Source organism: Pseudarthrobacter sp. MDT1-56, assembly GCF_059383555.1.
In genome coordinates, this window is record NZ_JBWZCK010000003.1 from 253,312 (window position 1) to 272,083 (window position 18,772).

Sequence of the window (18,772 nt, forward strand, 5' to 3'; positions counted from 1 at the left end):
CTAGGTGGCCACTCTCTCTGCTGCCACGGTGCCCGCGGCTCCCACAGCGGGCGTGGAACGCCTCCGCCGGCGACGCCGGACCAGTTCCGCGACACTCCACGCCGCGGTCACCCCCACGGCCAGAATGATGCAGGCGACGACAGCCGGCCACGCGGGCGGATCGAAACGCACGGTGATGGTTTTCCCTTCAGAACCGGCGGGGATGTCCAGTGCGAGGAGGTACCCGCGGAGCGGCGCCGCGACAGCAGCCCCGTCGGCGTCGTAGCCGGGCCACGCCAACCGGCTGAGCACGGCCTTGCCCGGCCCATCGTCCATCCGGTCCACGCGGATCACAACCTCCTGGCTGCTTTCCGAGACCAGTGAAAGCTCTGTTCCGCCGGATGTCCAGACGAGCTGCCCGGTGTTCAGCAGGGGTTGGTCCCGGACCCACACGACCGAGTCCGCGGACCTGCTGGCTTCGTGCCACCCGCTCGGAGGGGCGCCATTAAAGGCTTCGTTGGACGCGGGGTCCGGATCGCGGAGGAGCTGGACCGTGTCGATGGAAAGGAGATCCGCCAGAACCTTGCCCGTCGAAGCGTCAGTCTCAAAGAGCTTCCCGGCTGCCGCTGCGCAGGTCCATCCGTGGCTCGCGATGCACAGGTCTTCGGCGTATTTGGCAAACATGATGGGCGAATACAGGTTCTGGACTTCGGCCGCATTCAAATACCAGGCGTTCGATGCCAGCGTCTCGTTCCAGATCTCCGGTCCCAGCTTGGTCGGATCGCCGACGATGAAGGTGCCACCTTTGGCGTCCGGAAGCTGACGGGAGTAACTGCCCGGGTCATCAGGCATCCGGTAGTCAGGCAACGGCGAGGACTTGAAGGCCACGTGCTGTCCGGCGGCAACGACCATGCTCATGAGCACCACCCCCCCGGCCAAAACCACCGGCCTTTTGAAGCCGGACGGCAGGCGGGGGGAATACAGGAAGGTGAGGAGGGCCGCGATTCCCGCGACCGCCAGGACCCCGAAGAGCGCCGCCACGCGGAAGGACGGGAACTGGCTCCAGGCGAGGTACAGTCCGGAGAGCACCGTCGCCGCCGTGACGATCAGGCGTCCGCGGCTGAGGACGGACACCCTGAAACGTGAGACCATCACCGCCAGCGCCAGCAGGACAGCCAGGGAGACATACGGCATGATCCTGATGGGGAAGCGGAGCGGCCCCAGGTCGCTGGGCGCCAACGTGAGGGCCAAGGAGATCAGCCCGACAACCCAGAGCGCTGCCAGTTCCCTGCTGGCTGCCTTCACCTTGGAGTAGTCCACAATTGCGAGGACCGGGAGGAACCATGCCACGTACAGCAGGGGCACCGTCGCAAACCCGCCCCACCAGCCGGTGACCTGAGGCAGGCTGCCCGGCACCCAGGCGGTAAAAAGCCCGGTCAGGTCGGGCGTCAGGAAACCGCTGTTCGCGATCCCGCCGGAGCGTGCCGTCACGGGCGCTGTGAGAACACCGGGGAGGTACACCGCCGTCGCGATCAGTCCGCACACCAGTCCGGCGAGGAGCAAGCGGAGGGCAACCCTGCGGTCCCCGTGCAGCCAAGCCTCCAGCAGCAGCCCCGCGAAGACGATGACGAGCATCAGCGTCCCGTGAACGTAGCCGACGGTGATCAGCACGTAGGCCGGGGCCAGCGCGAAGAACGGATTGCCGTCGTCGAAAGCCATCCGGCGCAGTCCGTACCAGGTGAGGGGCAGCAGGCTGAACACCATCAGTCCGGTGACCCACGACGCCGCGTCGATGTACACGGTGAATCCGGTCAGGGTGACCGCGACCCCGGCGATGGCTGACCATTCCGGTCCGGCCTTGTAGCTCCGGGCCAGCAGAAACGTGCCGGCAGCCAGCACGCACAGGAAAGTGATCTTAAGGATTGTCGAGAAGACGACAATGTTGTCCGACCGGCTCGCCACCCAGCCGATGAGGAGGATGAGCGGGTTCCAGATCCCCCACTGCCCTTCGGCGGCATAGTTGCCGGCCCCCCATGCGCTGTCACTGAAGAGCGGCCACTCCCCTGCACTGAGTTTGGTTCCAATTTCGAACCAGATGCCGAACGCCCCGGCCTGGGTATCGTCGTAGTAGTAGAACCTGTTGTTGGTGATGAGCGGAATCAATGAACCGAGGAAGGCAGCGACCACCGTTGCCGTCAGCCAGGTGAGATCGCTGCGCTTGCGCAAGTGGGTCACAAACTGTCCTCGGACTCCGCGTGCGCCGAACGCCGCCTCAGCTCTGCCACAACGGCGTGCACTTCCCCGTCCATGACCACCTTGCCGTGCTCAAGCAGTACGCCGCGCTCACAGACGGTGGCGACCAGGTCCAGGTCATGGCTCACCACAAACAGGGTCTTCCCTATTTCCGAGAGTTCCTTGATCTTCGCGATGCACTTGCGCTGGAACGGCTCGTCCCCCACTGCGAGAATCTCGTCGATCAGGAAGACCTCCGGATCCGTGTGCACCGCGATGGAAAACGCCAGCCGCAGGTACATGCCGGAGGAATAGAACTTCACCTCGGTGTCGATGAACTCGCCGATTTCGGAGAATTCCACGATCGAATCGAACTTCTCATCGATCTGCTTCTCGGTCATGCCGAGGATGGCGCCGTTGAGGTAAACGTTGTCCCGCCCGCTGAGGTCATGGTGGAAGCCTGCGCCGACTTCGATGAGGCCGGCCACGCGGCCGCGGGTGCGGACCGTCCCGCCGTCGGGCTGCAGGACGCCGGAGATGAGCTTCAGGAGGGTTGATTTTCCGGAGCCATTGAGGCCCATGAGCGCCACGGTTTCGCCCTGTTTGACCTCCAGCGAAACGTGGTCGAGTGCCAGGAATTTCTTCGACAGGTCCCCCTTCCGGCCCTTGACGAGCCAGACCAGGGCCTCTTTGAGCGAACGGGTGTGGCGCAGGACGAACTGCTTCCGGAGGTCGATGCAGCTGATGGCTACCTGGCCATGCGAGGTCATGTCAGAGCTCCTGTGCGAAGTGGACGGCGAGCCGGCGGAACGTCAGCTGTCCGAGGAACAGCAGGCCGAGGGAGATCAGCATTGCGATCGGAAGCCAGACCGTGAGCAGGCCCGGCGGAATGGTTTCAATCACCAGTTGCTCGGCGGTGAGGGTCGGTTCCCAGAAGACCCAGTGGAAGACCTGGACGGCGACCGTCATGGGGTTGAGCTGGTAAACCCAGAACCAGGAGCCCATAACGTTCTCGACCATCGTCCATACGTAGAGCACGGGTGAAGCCCACGTCACCACCATGACGATCATGTCGACGATATTTTCGGAATCGCGGAAGTAGACGTTGATGGCACCGAAGATCAGGCCCAGGCCGGTGGCGAGCACCGCAACCATAAGGAAGATCAGGACCGCGGCGGCCACCTGGAGGATTGACGGCGTCCATCCCACCACGAGGCAGGCCCCGACCAGTACCAGGAGTTGCGGCAGGAAGTGCGCCGCGGACACCCAGACCGTGGCCACCGGGAAGAGCTCCCGCGGCAGGTAGATCTTCCGGATCAGATCCCGGTTGTCGACGATCGACCGTGTGGCGTTGGAGAGGCATTCCGTGAAGAAGTTGACCAGGACAATGCCGGCGAAGAGATAGATCGCGTAGTTTGGCGTGCCCCGCTGGAGGTCCATGAAGACGCCCAGCGCCACGAAGTAGATCAGGAACTGCACGAGGGGCTTTACGTACGACCACAGCAGCCCCAGGACCGAGCCGCGGTACCGCACCTTGATTTCCTTGCGCACCAGCAGCTTCAGGAGAAAACGGTCCCCGTAGACATCCAGGAGCCCCCGCCCGCTTCCGGGCTTCACCAGCTGGTCGGTCTGACCCACCATCTAGTCGCCGTCCTTGGAGTTCGCCTCGAAGGTCTTTTTCCACGCGTCGAAGGAGCTGATCTCCGCCACGGCGGACCTGTACTGCTGGGCAAGCTTGTCCCAGTCGCGGAAGAGCTGCAGGTGCAGCCGGGTGGTTTCGGTCAGCATTGATTTCAGCTTCTTGGGGTCCCGCTGGTACCAGGACGCGCCGGTGCCTTCGGCGTTGGAGACCACGACACTGTCGTAGTGGGCCACCCTGTACCAGCGGTTGTCCCGGTGGGCCAGATACCCCTGCGGCCTTTCGGCACTTTCGGGGCCGGGTGCTTTGATCAGCTGCCGCGCAACAGTCTTGATGCCCCACGGGATGAGCTGCTTCTTGCTGGGCAGCCCCACAACGGTCCCGCCCATCGGTCCACGGCCGATCTTGGGCGCCGGGAAGTCATCGACGTCTTCCTTCAGCTGGGCGTCCGGGTAGTCGGCCTTCAGGGCGTTGATTTCCGGCAGTTTGGTGCCGAGCACCTGGTGCAGGTCGTCGGGGCCCTTCAGGAGGTCGCGCAGCGCCTCGATGTGCCCATGTTCGGTGAAGTACTGCATCGACACGAGGTGCTTGACGTCGGACTGGAAAGATTCGCGCAGCACCCGTCCGCCCTTGGGGTACGGGCTGTGGATCAGGGTCGTGATCAGCCGGTTGCGCGCATGGAAGTAGGCCTGCCAGCCGACCAGGTCGTCCTTGTCGATCCATGACACGTGCCAGACGGCCGCGCCGGGCATCGAGACCGTGGCAAAGCCGGCTTCCCGTGCGCGCAGTCCGTATTCGGCGTCGTCCCACTTGATGAAAAGCGGCAGCGACAGCCCGATTTCCTGGATCACCTTGGTGGGGATCAGGCACATCCACCAGCCGTTGTAGTCCACGTCCACGCGGCGGTGCAGCCACGGGGTCTGGCGAAGGTTTGCGACGCTGAAATCGTGCCGCGTCTCCATGTCGGCGTGGGGCAGGGCAGGGACGATCCGGAAGGGATCCACGACCTCACCGAAGGTGTGCAGGACGCTGCGGTTGTAGAGGTCGAACATGTGGCCGCCGACGATCGTCGGCTTGCGGCAGTGATCGGCGAACGTCAGGAGCCGCACGATGCTTTCGGGTTCGACGACGATGTCGTCGTCGAGCAGCAGGGCATAGTCACTGCCGTTTTCGACGGCCTCGAACATGCCGCGGGCAAAGCCTCCGGATCCGCCAAGGTTTGCCTGGTTGATGATCCGGAGCTTGCCGCCGAGGGCATCCCGGACAGCGGCGAAGCCCTCCTGGTCCTCGACTTTCTGCGTGCCCTGGTCCACGATCAGGATTTCCTTGACGTTCTCAAGGACGTCCGGGTTATCCGCCAGGATGCGGGCGTTGTTCAGGCAGAAGTCAGGCTTGTTCATGGTCGTGATTTCGAGGGTCACCTGGCCCTTGGGGCCGTCGGTTGCCGCGGTCTCCCACTGGGCGCTCTCGAGCACCAGTCCGTCCGCGCTGGCGGCGAGGTCGAACCAGTACCACCCGCCGTCGCCAAACGGCTTCAGCGAAAGCTCGAACGCCGAGGTGGTGTCGCCGTCGACGTGGACACCGTCGACGCGCTGGACGGAGCCCCGGGCGTTCGACTTGTACACGGTGACCGTGCCTGTGCCGCTCGTCCGGACGACCAGCCGGATGTCCCGGACGGACGTCCAACGCCGCCAGTAGCTCGCCGCGAACGCGTTGAAGTAGGTGCCGAAAGAAATCTGCTCACCGGACCGGACACGCATCGAATGCCGGGTCAGGAGGTCTTCGAAGTGGGCCTGCTGGCTGCCGGAGCTGAACATCTGCAGTTTGTCTTCGGGAAGCTTGGGTGTCCGGGCCAGCTCATCGTTCTCGCGCAGGCGGATACCGCTGGCCGTCCCCGCGTCCGCGTACAGGGAAACCGTGTCCGGCTGGTCCGTCGAGGGCAGGATGACGCGCTGGATCGTGGCCCAGGCTGTGGTTCCTTCGGCGGCGCTCATGCGTCCACTCCTCCGCTTTCAATCGTGGCACCGGCTTCGAAATGCGGCCGGATCTTGTTGTCGAACATGGTCAGGGCAGAGCCGATGGCCATGTGCATGTCAAGGTACTTGTAGGTGCCGAGCCGTCCGCCGAAGAGGACGTCCTTCTCGGCCGCCGCCAGGTCGCGGTACTTGAGCAGGCGCTCACGGTCCGCGGCGGTGTTGATCGGGTAGTAGGGCTCGTCGCCCTTTTCGGCAGCCCGGGAGAATTCGCGCATGATGACGGTCTTCTCCGTCTGGTAGTCGCGCTCCGGGTGGAAGTGGCGCGGCTCGATGATCCGGGTGTAGGCAACGTCGGCGTCGTTGTAGTTGACCACCGACGTCCCCTGGAAATCGCCGACGTCGAGCACTTCTTCTTCAAAGTCGATGGTGCGCCAGGAGAGATCGCCCTCGGCGAAATCGAAGTATCGGTCAACCGGTCCGGTGTAGATCACGGGGATGTTCCCGACGACCTTGTTCTTGCTGTACTCCTGCGACTCGTCAAAGAAGTCGGTGTTGAGGCGGACCTCGATGTTCGGGTGTTCCGCCATCTTCTCGATCCAGGCGGTGTAGCCGTTCGTCGGCAGGCCCTCGTACGTGTCGTTGAAATACCGGTTGTCGTAGTTGTAGCGCACCGGGAGGCGGGAGATGATGCCCGCGGGCAGGTCCTTCGGATCGGTTTGCCACTGCTTGCCGGTGTAGTGCTTGATGAACGCCTCGTACAGCGGGCGGCCGATGAGCTGGATGCCCTTGTCGTTCAGGTTCTGCGGATCGGTGCCGGCGAGCTCACCGGCCTGCTCCTTGATCAGTTCCTTCGCCTGCCCCGGCGTCAGGTTCGCGCGGAAGAACTGGTTGATGGTGGCGAGGTTGATCGGCAGGGAGTAGACCTCTCCCTTGTGGACGCCGTAGACCTTGTGCACGTAGTTGGTGAACGTCGTAAAACGGTTCACGTACTCCCAGACGCGCTCATTGGAGGTGTGGAAAAGATGCGCACCGTAGCGGTGCACCTCGATGCCGGTCTGCTCTTCCTTTTCGCTGTAGGCGTTGCCGCCGATGTGATGGCGGCGGTCGATGACAACGACCTTCAAGCCCAGCTCTGTGGCGGCCTGTTCTGCGATTGTCAGGCCGAAGAAGCCCGACCCTACGATGACGAGGTCAGCGGTCACAAACTCTCCTGATTCGAATGCGGGCAGCGCAATGTTGCGCATTGTCTGCTGCTCTAGCCTACCCGAGCGCCCAACGGAATCGGCCACGCACGCCTTCGTCCACATAGGCCGAATCCCCCGCCCCTGGTCAGGGAAACCGCGCCTACCGTGGGATCCAAACGACGCGGCGGGAAAGGACTCTTCCTCGATGATGCTGCACTGCACCCTGGTTGCGGCGCCCGGGTCCGCTCTCCGCTCCGGGCCGGTGGAACTGGCGATCGAACTGCCCGCCGGGTGCCCCGGCACGGATCTCCAGGCGGCCATCTCGCGGCGCTACGGCACCGGGGCACTGTCGGTGGGCCGGGTGCCGGTGGCCGCCTTGACGGTCGGCGAGGGCCCCCTTCTCCAGGGTGCCGTTCTGGTGGACGGCGCTGCCCCGGCCGCCTCCCGGACGGTGGCACCGCTCGCCCTGGTTGTGCACAGCGGGCCGGGCGCCGGCCTGGTCTTTGCCTTGCGGCGCGGGCGGTTCCGGATCGGCCGGTGCGGAACCGAGGTCGTCATTCCGGATGCCGAGTTGTCCCGCGAACATGCGCTGCTGGATGTGACCGATTCCGCCGTGACCCTTTCCGATCGCGGCAGTGCCAACGGGGTCAGGGTCGACGGGAGGAGGGTCCGCGGGGCGGTCGTCTCCACGGATTCCCTGATCCGCTGCGGCGGTTCGTCGATGTCCCTGGTCTTTGGCGGCACCCTCGATCCCGGCAGCCGGGCCGCTGCCGGGGCAGACGTCACGGCACCATTAGTGGTCAGCAACCCTGCGGCGAACAGCAACAGAGCGGCGCTGCTGGTGGCTGCCGCGCTGCCGCTGGCCATCGGAGTTGGCCTGGCCGTCCTGACCGGAATGTGGATTTTCCTGGCCTTCACGGCGGTGTCAGCCGTATCGGTGATCGTGCCCGTCGCCGCGGGCAGACGGCAGCGCCGCGAACTCCGGGCTGCCGTCACCGCGGCAGCACACAAGGACAAGGAAAGACGACGGCGGGCCGCGCCGTCCGCCGGCGAGCTGTCGCTGGGAGTTTCGTCCGCGGAACCCGGCCGCCTGAAGGTTTCTGCCGGCACGGGCCCGGTCTGGTTGCGGCTTGGCCAGGCTCCGCAAAGTGCGAATATCCGGCTGGAACCGCCTGATCCCGGATGTCGGCCACCGTTCCTCGGCAGGATGCCGGTGACGCTTGATCCTTCGACGGCGGTGACGACCCTTCGTGGCCCGGAACCCGCTGTGGCCGGGCTGGTCAGATCCTTCGTGCTGCAGCTTGCCGGCTATCCCGCGGCCCGGCGGACCAGGATCCTCATTCACGGTCCGACCCCGCCGCTTCTTGCCGCCCGCTTCCTGCCGGCCGCAATTCTCTCCGTTCATGAGGCTTCCACGCTGGAGACCCTGGCCGCTGGCCCGGGCCGGGACTATGAGCGCGGGGTGCTCCTCATCGTCGCTGCCGCTCGAACGGCCGGACTGCGCGGCACGGCGGTCAGCTGCGGCTGGCAGGTGATCGACTGCGCCGGCGATCCGGCGCCGGCTGCCGGTGCGTCCCTGGTTCTCACTGAGCGCTCTGCGTGGCTTTCATCCGCCGGTTCGTCGCTGGAGTTCACTCCGGATCTGGTTCCCTCCGGTGTTTTCGACCGCAACTGCCGCCGGCTGGGGGCGCGGGCCCCCGTGTCAGCTCCCGGGACGGGCATCCCCGGGACCTGTTCCCTGGGCGGGCTCCTTCGGGTCTCCGCGGAGGACGTCTCCTCGCGTTGGGCCGGGTCCATCGGCTCGGGGGGCCTTCCCGTCCTGGTCGGGCTCGGACGTTCCGGCCCCCTGCGGCTGGATCTCCAGGCCGACGGTCCCCACTTCCTGGTGGCGGGCACCACCGGATCCGGCAAATCGGAGTTCCTCCGGACCCTCGCAGCGGCAGTGGCGGCCGCGCATCCCCCTGACCGCGTCAATCTGTTGTTCATCGATTTCAAGGGCGGATCCGGTCTGCGGCCGCTGGCCGGCCTGGCCCACTGCGTCGGGCTCCTCACGGATCTCGACCTTGATGAGGTGGCGCGCACCCTGGTGTCCCTGGGTGCCGAAGTCCGCCGCCGGGAGGCGCTCCTCGCCTCGCACCAGGCCGCCGATCTCGCTGCCTATGAGGCACTTGATCCGCACGGACCTCCGCTGCCCCACCTTGTCCTCATCATTGACGAATTCCGGATGCTGGTTGACGAGGCGCCGGACGCGCTGGCCGAGCTCATGCGGATCGCTGCCATCGGCCGCTCACTGGGGATACACCTCATCATGGCAACCCAGCGTCCCCAGGGGGCCGTTTCCGCGGATATCCGCGCGAACGTGACCAGCTGCATCGCCTTGCGGGTTCAATCCGAGCTGGAGTCCTTCGACATCATCAATTCCCGGCTGGCGGCTGCCATCCCGGTCACGAGTCCGGGCCGCGCCTATCTTGTCCGCGGCAACGCAGCGCCGGAGGAGTTCCAGTCGGCCACCCTCACGTCACCCGTTCCGGAAGCGGGCCGCAGCCCGACCGTCATGGAGGCGGTGGAGCTCCTCAACCGTCCAGCAGCCGCCCGGTGCCCCGGCCGGGCGGGCGGCGGCGCACCGCCGATGTCGACGGCGGCGGACCAATTGATGGAGGCGGTGACTGCTGCAAGGGCGGCAGCCGGCAGTCCGGCACCGCGGCGTCCGGTCGCAATGCCGCTCCCCCTGCATGTGCCGTTCCCCGGAGACGGGAACCGCAGCCGGATAAGGCTCGGGCTGCTGGATGTTCCCGAGGAACAGCGTGTGGCCGAGTTCGGCTGGAATCCGGGCATGCAGGGCCACCTGGGACTCGTCTCGGGGCTCGCCGGTGGTGCCGACACAGCCCTGGGGCTCATCGTGGACCAACTCCTCGACGGCGATGAAGAATCGCACGTGTATTTATTGGATGCCGCCGGTACTTTCAGCGCCGCAGCTTCCCGCCCCAGGGCCGGGGCAGTCGTGGGGCTGGACGACCTCCGCCGGTCCGCGCGGGTGCTGCAGCGCATCTCCGAAGAAATGATCCGGCGGCTGGGCGCTGCCGGCACGGCCGACCGGCCTGCCCTCGTCCTTGCTCTGTGCGGCTGGGGATCCTGGGTGTCGGCGTTTCGAGCCGGCCCCCTGGCGTGGGCCGAAGACCTGGTCCAGGACATCGTCCGCGACGGCGCACGGGCGGGGATCACCGTGCTGGTTTCGGGCGAACGCGAACTCGTCACGTCACGGTTCTTTGCGGCCGTTCCGAACCGGATCTTCATGCCCGCCGGTTCCACGGAAGAGGTGCGCCTTGCCTGGCCCCGGCTGCCGGTCATCGGGGCGGCTGCCGGACGGGTGGTGGTATTCGGGCCGATCTCCGCCGCATCCTCTTCGTCCGGCCACGTGGGGCAGCTCTTCGAGCCCGGCGCGCCCGCGGTCCCGGGCGGGACCGGGCTGGCCGCCCGGTCCCGGCCTTTCCGCGTCGAGCCACTTCCCGAGCAGGTGACAGTCGCTGACGTCCGGTCCCGCGCCGGACACACCATGGCCCGCCGCGGAGGCGCCCCGCTGTCCGGCGCCGGCATCCCATCTGGTCTTACTCCGCCGCCAGGGCATCTGTGCCTCGGCGTCGAAGGCGATGAACTCCTTCCGGCGTGCGTCCCGCTGCCTCCCGCCGCTGTCCTGGCCGTCCTCGGCGGGCAGGCTGCAGGGAAGACCACGCTGCTGTCGGCCCTGCCGGGCCTCAATCCCGGCGCACACTGGCTGCGGGGCCCGGCGGCCACGGAACCGGAGCGCTGGTGGACCGGGACCCACGAGGCAGCGCTCGCCGGCGCCCTGGACCCGTCGGCGATACTCCTGGTGGACGACCTCGATCTGCAGTCGCCCGAAACCAACAACCGGCTGCTCCTGCTCAACGCCCTCGGCTGGAGGGTGGTGCTGACGGCCTGCTTCAGCCCGAACCTTCGGCTGCGGGTACCGCTGATGCAGACTGCGGTGGGCCTGGGGCGGGGCGTGCTGATCGCCCCGCGGTCCTTAATGGACGGAGACGTGTTCGGAGTCAGGTTCGAACTGGAACAGAACCCTCCCCCGGGCCGCGCCGTCGTGATTTCGGACGGGCGGGCGCGGGCGGTGCAGCTGGCGTTCGATCCGGCCGCACCGTGCGGGGGCCGGGTACCGTAACCACCGGCCGAAGGGCAGGGCTACAGGGCTACAGGGCTACAGGGCCGGGCTACAGCGCAGGCGGTGCCCCGCCGGCGCGTGAAGCGAACGCGATGACCCGCTTGTCGAACAGCAGAACGATGGCGAGCACCGCCGGCACCAGCATCGCCAGGCCCGCCAGCGGGTACCCGCCAGACATTGTTGGAAAGCCGATCGTCAGCGTGAAGAGCTGTGCCACGAGGGCGCCGGCGCGCGGCCACCGGTAGCCGCGGAACAGGAAAGTGCACACCGCATAAAGCCAGGCGGAGAAGGCCAGGAGGAGCCCCAGCGTGAAGACGGCCCCCCAGAATGAGAGCACCGGGGCGCCCGTCAACAGTTGGCTTCCGTACCAGACGGCTGCCAGCAGCAGCGCGGTCGCCTCCAGTGCCACGATGACCGCGATCACCATGATGCCTGCGGGCCGTGCGGGCGCGCCGGTCCCGGCGCCACCTGCCGGCATCCCCGCGGGGTCGGCGTCGCGGTTATCGGCAGATTCGGAGGGGTCTTCAGGGGCTCTTGACACACTGGCACAGTACCGGACATAGTCGGCTGGATGTGCGGACACCGCCAGCCAATGTGATGCATCGCTCACGATCCCAAGGTATTTTGCAGCCAAGTACCCCTTGTTTACGCAGCGTTAACATGACACGCTTAATCCAGATGACCGAGGGGGCCCCAGAGGGCCCCTTTCTTATGAAGCCTCTAGTGAATAATTTCACAAAGGCCTTTAACGTGTGCCCAGGAAATGGAGTGACTGATCAGCATGGATTGGCGTAACCGCGCAGCGTGCCTTGACAAGGACCCGGAGCTTTTCTTCCCCGTAGGAAACACCGGCCCTGCCCTCCTGCAGATCGAGGAAGCCAAAAGTGTTTGCCGGCGATGCCCTGTCGTCGACACCTGCCTGCAGTGGGCCCTCGAGTCCGGGCAGGACGCCGGCGTCTGGGGCGGCATGAGCGAGGACGAGCGCCGCGCCCTGAAGCGCCGCGCCGCCCGCGCACGCCGCGCCTCCTGACCCCAGGTTCCTGAAGCCGGCCCGCGGCGATCCGCTTTGAGCGACAGGACAGCAATGGCCGCAGACCTCTGTCTGCGGCCATTGCCCGCTAAGCAAGCAATCTGACGGCCGGACGGACGGTGAGCCGAAGGATCGAGTCACCGTCGCCCGCCGGGCGCTACCTTTTGGCCAGGCTCAGGACAATCTGGACAGCAGTTCCGCCGCCCTGCCTCGCCTTCCACTGGATGCTGCCGCCCAATTCGCTCGTCACCAGGGTGCGCACGATCTGCAGGCCAAGTCCTTCCACATAGGGGGTGGCGGGGATGCCGACCCCGTCGTCCGCGACCGTCACGGTGAGCAGCTCCTCGCCGTCCTCGCTTTCGGAACGGTCCGCAATCAGCCAGACGGTGCCGGTCCGGCCCTCCAGGCCGTGTTCGACGGCGTTCGTCACCAATTCGTTGATCACCAGGGCAAGCGGCGTGGCAAAGTCGCTCGGCAGCTCGCCGAAGAGTCCGGAGCGCTCCGTCTTCACTTGCTGGGACGGGGAGGCCACCTCTGCCGAGAGCCGGAACTGGCGGCCAATGAGCTCATCGAAGTCGACGCTCTGGGTCAGGCCCTGCGAGAGCGTCTCATGCACCAGCGCAATCGTGGCCACGCGTCGCATCGCCTGCTCGAGTCCCTGCTTGGCCTCGTCGCTGACCATGCGCCGCGATTGCATCCGCAACAGCGCGGCCACGGTCTGCAGGTTGTTCTTTACCCGGTGGTGGATCTCGCGGATCGTGGCGTCCTTCGTCACGAGTTCCATCTCCCGCCGCCGCAACTCGGAGACGTCGCGGCAGAGCACCAGCGCACCAAAGCGCTGTTGCTCGTCACGCAGGGGAATCGCCCGCAGCGACAAGCTGACACCGCGGGACTCGATTTCACTGCGCCACGGCATGCGTCCCGTAACGACCAGCGGCAGGGTCTCGTCCACCATGCGGCGGTCCTTCAGCAGGCCCGCGGTCACCTCGGCCAGGCTCCTGCCTTCGAGGGACTCGCCGTCGCCAAGCCGGCGGAACGCCGAGACCCCGTTGGGGCTCGCGTACTGGACGATGCCTTCGGCGTCGAGCCTGATCAGGCCGTCACCGACGCGGGGGGCGCCGCGGCGGGACCCGGTGGGCGAGGCAAAGTCCGGCCAGAGTCCCAGCGTCCCCATCCGCAGCAGATCGTAGGCGCATTGCCGGTAGGTCAGCTCCAGCCGCGACGGCATCCGGGAGCTGGACAGGTCCATGTGGGTCGTGACGATCGCCAGCGTCCGGCCGTTGCGGACCATCGGCACGGCCTCGACCCGCAGGGCCATGTCGCTGCTCCAGTTGGTCTCGTTGGAACGCTCGATGGTGCGGCTCTCCCACGCCTTGTCAACCAGCGGCTGCAGATCCGACCTGATCCCCTCCCCCACGAAGTCGGCGTGGAACACCGTATGCGTGGTGGAGGGGCGGACGTGGGCCAGCGCCACGTAGCCGAACTCAGGGTGCGGAAACCACAGCGCCAGGTCCGCGAACGCCAGGTCCGCGACCATCTGCCAGTCGCCGACGAGGAGGTGCAGCCACTCGGCATCCCCCGGCCCGAAATCAGCATGCTCCCTGATAGGGTCCGTAAAGATTGCCACAGCACCTCCATTTGCGACGCCGGCAGCGTCAGCTGCCTAGCGTCTAACGATTGACCTCAAGAGCCTCAATGCTACCGACAGCGAGGCCATGTCATCGGCCTCGAGGGCGTTCACCTCGTCGAACATGCTCCTCGCCCGGTCCAGCTGCTCCACATTCTGGCCCTCCCAGGCTTCCAGCCGCTCCTCCGCCGGCATGTCCGGAGACGTTGCCTCCAGGACCGCCGTCGTCATATCCGAAACGGTCGAGTAGAGGTCGTCACGGAGGGCGGCCCGGGCCAGAGCCTGCCAGCGGTCCCTCCGCGGCAGTTTCGTGATGCGTTCGAGCAGCGAGTCGGCGTGGAAGCGGTTGAACACCGTGTAGTACACATGGGCGATGTTCTCGACGGGTTCCGGGCTGACGTGGACGATCTTGGCGATGTCCAGCAGCACGAAGCTCTCGAACAGTTCCGCCCAGCGGTGCGCCAGGTCATCGGGCAGTTCCCAGCCGCGCGCCTTCTCGAGCCATTCGGCCACCCGGGCGCGGTCCTCGCCGCGCAGGTAGTCCAGCAGGCGCGCCCGCATCGGATCCATCAGCGGCTTGAACTCGCCAACGATCTCGGCAATGGGACGGGAAGCGTTGCCCTGGCTCAGGACCCACCGCACGGCCCGGTCCAGCAGCCGGCGGATGTCCAGGTGCACGGTGCTCCAGTGCTCCGTCGGGAAGGACGCGGGCAGCTCGTTGAGTTCCCCGACCATGATGTTCAGTTCGTAGACCTCGCGCAGCGCCACGAAGGCCTTGGCGACGGCGGCCTCGGTGGCCGAGGTCTCCTCCATGGCGCGGAACGCGAAGGTGATGCCGCCCATGTTGATCATGTCGTTTGCCACCACCGTGGCGATGATTTCGCGCCGCAGCGGATGGGTGTCAAGCTCGGCGTCGAACCTGTCCCGCAGCTGCTGCGGGAAGTAGGCCCGCAGGGTCTGCCGGAACCACGGGTCCTCGGACAGGTCGCTGTCCCGGAGAGCCGAGGCAAGTTCGATCTTGGCGTAGGCCGCCAGCACCGACAGCTCGGGCGAGGTCAGCCCCTGGCCCTGTTCCAGCCGCTCGCGCAGTGTCTCCGTGGTCGGGAGCGCCTCCAGATCGCGCTTCAGATCGGCGGACTTCTCCAGCCAGTCCATCAGGCGCTCGTAGCTGGGGCTCCATTCGGAGACCCGCATCCGGTCGTTGAGCAGCAGGATGTTCTGGTCGATGTTGTCCTCCAGCACGAGCCGGCCGACCTCGTCGGTCATCGATGCCAGGAACTCCGAACGCTCCGCGGGATCCAGCTTCCCCGCGGCAACCATCCGGTCCACGAAGATCTTGATGTTGACCTCGTGGTCGGAGCAGTCCACGCCGGCGGAGTTGTCGATCGCGTCGGTGTTCAGGATGACGCCCTGGAGGGCCGCCTCAATACGGCCACGCTGGGTCATGCCCAGGTTTCCGCCTTCACCAACCACCTTCACGCGCAGGTCGCGGCCGTCGACCCGGATGGAGTCATTGGCTTTGTCGCCCACCTCGGCGTTGGTTTCGGTGCTGGCCTTGACGTACGTGCCGATTCCGCCGTTGTAGAGCAGGTCCGCCGGGGCGAGCAGGATCGCGCGCAGCAGTTCGGGCGGACTGAGCCGGGTGGTCCCGTCGGGCAGCCCGAGCGCGGACCTGACCTGCTCCGAGACCGGGATGGATTTGGCCTGGCGGGCAAAGACACCGCCGCCCTCGCTGATCAGTGACTTGTTGTAGTCGTCCCAGGAGGAACGGGGCAGCTCGAAGAGCCGCTGGCGCTCAGCGAAGGAGACAGCCTCATCCGGGGCGGGATCGAGGAAGATATGCCGGTGGTCGAAGGCCGCGAGCAGCCGGATGTGCTTGGAAAGCAGCATGCCGTTGCCGAACACATCACCCGACATGTCGCCGACGCCGACGACGGTGAACGGCTCGGACTGCGTGTCCAGGTCCAGCTCGCTGAAGTGGCGCTTGACCGATTCCCAGGCACCGCGGGCGGTGATGCCCATGGCCTTGTGGTCGTAGCCGACAGAGCCGCCGGAGGCGAAGGCATCACCGAGCCAGAAACCGTATTCCGCGGCCAGGCCGTTGGCGATGTCGGAGAAGGAGGCCGTTCCCTTGTCAGCCGCGACGACGAGGTAGGAATCAGCGTCATCGTGCCGTACGACGTCGGCCGGCGGCACCAGCTGCTCGCCCTCCGTCGTCGTAACGAGGTTGTCCGTGACGTCCAGGAGACCGCGGATGAACGTCTTGTAGCTTTCGACGCCCTCCGCCATCCAGGCGGTGCGGTCCGCCGCCGGGTCCGGAAGTTGCTTGGCGTAGAACCCGCCCTTGGCACCGGTAGGCACAATTACGGCGTTCTTGACCGTCTGGGCCTTGACCAGGCCAAGGATCTCCGTGCGGAAATCCTCGCGCCGGTCCGACCAGCGCAGCCCGCCGCGGGCGACCTTGCCGAAGCGCAGGTGCACCCCCTCGACCCGGGGCGAGTAGACCCAGATCTCGAACATGGGCCGCGGGAACGGCAGGCCCTCGATGGCGGAGGGGTTCAGCTTGAAGCTGAGGTGCGGTTTGTTCTGGTAGTAGTTGGTGCGCAGCGTCGCCAGGATCAGGTTCTTAAAGGTCCGCAGCACCCGGTCGGCGTCGAGGGTCGCGACTTTTTCGATCGCTGCGTCCAGTCCGGTGAGGACCTCGTCCTGCCTGAGCCGGCGTGCTTCCTCGTCCAGCGAGGGATCGAAGCGTGCCTCGAACAGGGCACTGAGTCCGCGGTTGACATCAGGGTTGGCCAGCAGGGTGTCGGCCAGGAATCCGTAGGAGTTGGTGTTGCCCATCTGCCGCATGTACTTGGCGTAGGCGCGCAGCACGACGACCTGGCGCCAGTGCATTCCCTCGCGCAGCACCAGCCGGTCAAAGCTGTCCGATTCCACCGCGCCGGACACCGCGGCACCGAAGGAGTCCGCGAGCAGCTGCCCGGTCTTGAGCGGGTCCACCCCGGCCGGGTACTTCAGGCCCAGGTCGTAGAGGAAGAAGTCACGGTGGTCCGCGGTTTCGATCTCAAACGGGCGCTCGTCCAGGACTTCCAGGCCCAAGTTGTGGAAGTAGGGCAGAATCTGGCTGAGGCTCTTGGGCTCGAGCATGTAGAGCTTGACGCGGGCGTCCTCTTCAAGCGTTGCGCCGGCGCCGTCGGGGAGGTAGACATGGACGCCGGGATGTTCCTGGGCCGCTTCGGCCGCCGGCGCGGCACCGTACTTCTCGAAGCGGGCGATGTCCTCCAGGGCATCCTCCACCTCGTAATCGACGCGGTAGCTCGCGGGGAAGGCCTCGGCCCACACCACGGCACGTCCCTTGGCGCCGTCGTCCTTGGCGCCGCCGGGGCCATCGGCGCGGGCGTGCAGGACCTCGGCGATGCCTTCGCTCCACGAGCGGGCCGCGCGGACCAGCCGCTTCTCGAGATCGTCGCTGTTGACGTTGCTGACATCGGCGTTCTTCGGAAGCCTGATCCGGAAGAAGAGCCGGGCCAGGGCGGATTCGGTCATCCGCGCCTCATAGTCGATGGACACGGCGTCGAAGGTCTCACGCAGTTCCTGCTCGATGCGCAGGCGCACGTTCGTGGTGTACCGGTCGCGAGGAAGGTAGACGAGGGCGGACATAAAGCGCCCGTAGATGTCCGGGCGGAGGAACAGCCGGGTCCGGCGCCGTTCCTGCAGCCGCTGGATGCCGGTCGCAATGGCGGCCAGATCGGGGATTTCGATCTGGAAGAGCTCGTCGCGGGGGTAGGTTTCGAGGATGCCCAAAAGGTCCTTGCCCGAGTGGGAGTCCGGCGGGAAGCCGGCCTCGCTCAGGACCGCGGCGACTTTCTCGCGGACCACCGGAATATCACGCACGGATCCGGCGTAGGCCGTGGTGGCGAAGAGTCCGATGAAGCGGCGTTCGCCGTTGACGTTGCCGGCTGCGTCGAAGCTCTTGACTCCGATGTAGTCCAGGTACGCAGAACGGTGGACGGTGGAGCGGGAGTTGGCCTTGGTGATTACGAGCGCGCGCTTTTCGCGGGCCTTCTTCCGGCCAGTCTCGGTGAGGTGCTGGATCTGGTGCGGGGTGTCGGCCCCGCCGCGCAACAGGCCGAGGCCGCTCTCTTCCCGGGGTTCCAGGACATCCTCGCCGGATTCGTTCTTGAGGTCATATTCGCGGTAGCCGAGGAAGGTGAAGTTCCCGTCGTCGAGCCAGCGGAGCAGTTCCTGGGCCTGGCGGAGTTCGGCGATCTGCGCCGGATTGGCGAGCTTGTCCAAATCCCCGGCGATCTGGATCGCCCGGTTCCGCATCTTCGGCCAGTCCTCCACGGCGGCACGCACATCGTCGAGCACCCGTCCGATGCCCTCGGTCAGCGCCGCACGCTTCGCGTCGTCGACGCGGTCGATTTCGACGGCGATCCAGGACTCCATGTGGGAGGCGTTGTCGCCCTCGGCGATCAGGTGCGACAGGTTCGGCATGGCCGCCGTGTCGCCGCTGGAGATGCCCAGGTGCGAGGGGACCCGTGCGACCCGGACAAGCTCACCGCTCTCACGGTTGCGGGTCACGACGAACAGCGGATGCATCACCAGGTGGATGGGGGCGTTCTGCCGGACCAGTTCGGCGTTGACCGAGTCAACGAGGAAAGGCATATCGTCGGTGACGATGAAAACGACACTGCGGTCGGCTTCGTCGGCGATGGTGATGTTGGCGTTGCCCGGGAATCTGCGCGCCGCCGTCTGGCGGTGCGTCTGCGCCCGTGCAGCGAGCAGCTCCCCGGGATATGCCCGGGCGTCTTCCCCGGCAAGGTGCTCGTAGTAGTCCCTCAGGTAGCCTTCTCCGGCACCGATCGAAACGGGTTGATCCTCCACGCTGGACCCAGACGACATCGACAAACGCC

At 66.3% G+C, this 18,772-nt stretch carries 10 protein-coding genes; 2 read left to right on the plus strand and 8 right to left on the minus strand.

The window, feature by feature from the left end; translation table 11 throughout:
- Genes AC50YC_RS06175 through glf form a run of 5 tightly spaced genes read right to left on the minus strand, consistent with a single transcriptional unit; the run spans position 1 to position 7,028 of the window.
- Positions 1–2,214, minus strand: a complete 2,214-nt coding sequence (locus AC50YC_RS06175; RefSeq protein WP_494952681.1) for a glycosyltransferase family protein — start codon at positions 2,212–2,214, stop codon at positions 1–3.
- Positions 2,211–2,981, minus strand: a complete 771-nt coding sequence (locus AC50YC_RS06180; RefSeq protein WP_494952682.1) for an ABC transporter ATP-binding protein — start codon at positions 2,979–2,981, stop codon at positions 2,211–2,213. The genes AC50YC_RS06175 and AC50YC_RS06180 overlap by 4 nt, the downstream gene beginning before the upstream one ends.
- Before the next feature lies 1 nt (position 2,982).
- Positions 2,983–3,852 carry an ABC transporter permease gene (locus AC50YC_RS06185; RefSeq protein WP_494952683.1) on the minus strand — a complete coding sequence of 290 codons (870 nt, stop codon included), beginning with the start codon at positions 3,850–3,852 and terminating at the stop codon, positions 2,983–2,985.
- Complete coding sequence (locus AC50YC_RS06190; protein WP_494952684.1) at positions 3,853–5,844, minus strand: glycosyltransferase; 1,992 nt, start codon at positions 5,842–5,844, stop codon at positions 3,853–3,855. It lies immediately after the preceding gene.
- Positions 5,841–7,028 (minus strand): UDP-galactopyranose mutase, encoded by a 1,188-nt coding sequence (glf, locus tag AC50YC_RS06195; protein ID WP_494952685.1) that lies wholly within the window; start codon positions 7,026–7,028, stop codon positions 5,841–5,843. The genes AC50YC_RS06190 and glf overlap by 4 nt, the downstream gene beginning before the upstream one ends.
- A 187-nt stretch (positions 7,029–7,215) precedes the next feature.
- Here glf and AC50YC_RS06200 point away from each other — a divergent pair, with 187 nt between their 5' ends.
- The gene (locus AC50YC_RS06200; protein ID WP_494952686.1) at positions 7,216–11,199 is read left to right on the plus strand and encodes an FtsK/SpoIIIE domain-containing protein; all 3,984 of its coding nucleotides are present in this window, start codon (positions 7,216–7,218) and stop codon (positions 11,197–11,199) included.
- A gap of 49 nt (positions 11,200–11,248) precedes the next feature.
- Here AC50YC_RS06200 and AC50YC_RS06205 read toward each other — a convergent pair whose 3' ends face one another.
- Entirely contained in the window at positions 11,249–11,740 is a 492-nt protein-coding gene (locus AC50YC_RS06205; RefSeq protein ID WP_494952687.1) for a hypothetical protein, read from the minus strand.
- A gap of 240 nt (positions 11,741–11,980) precedes the next feature.
- Here AC50YC_RS06205 and AC50YC_RS06210 point away from each other — a divergent pair, with 240 nt between their 5' ends.
- The gene (locus tag AC50YC_RS06210) at positions 11,981–12,229 is read left to right on the plus strand and encodes a WhiB family transcriptional regulator (protein WP_003804966.1); all 249 of its coding nucleotides are present in this window, start codon (positions 11,981–11,983) and stop codon (positions 12,227–12,229) included.
- A 157-nt stretch (positions 12,230–12,386) separates the two neighbouring features.
- Here the strand turns inward: AC50YC_RS06210 and AC50YC_RS06215 are convergent, their stop codons facing one another.
- On the minus strand, positions 12,387–13,856 hold the full coding sequence (locus AC50YC_RS06215) for a sensor histidine kinase (protein WP_494952688.1): 1,470 nt from the start codon (positions 13,854–13,856) through the stop codon (positions 12,387–12,389).
- Between the two features lie 36 nt (positions 13,857–13,892).
- The gene (locus AC50YC_RS06220) at positions 13,893–18,761 is read right to left on the minus strand and encodes an NAD-glutamate dehydrogenase (protein ID WP_494952689.1); all 4,869 of its coding nucleotides are present in this window, start codon (positions 18,759–18,761) and stop codon (positions 13,893–13,895) included.
- Positions 18,762–18,772: the final 11 nt, after the last annotated feature.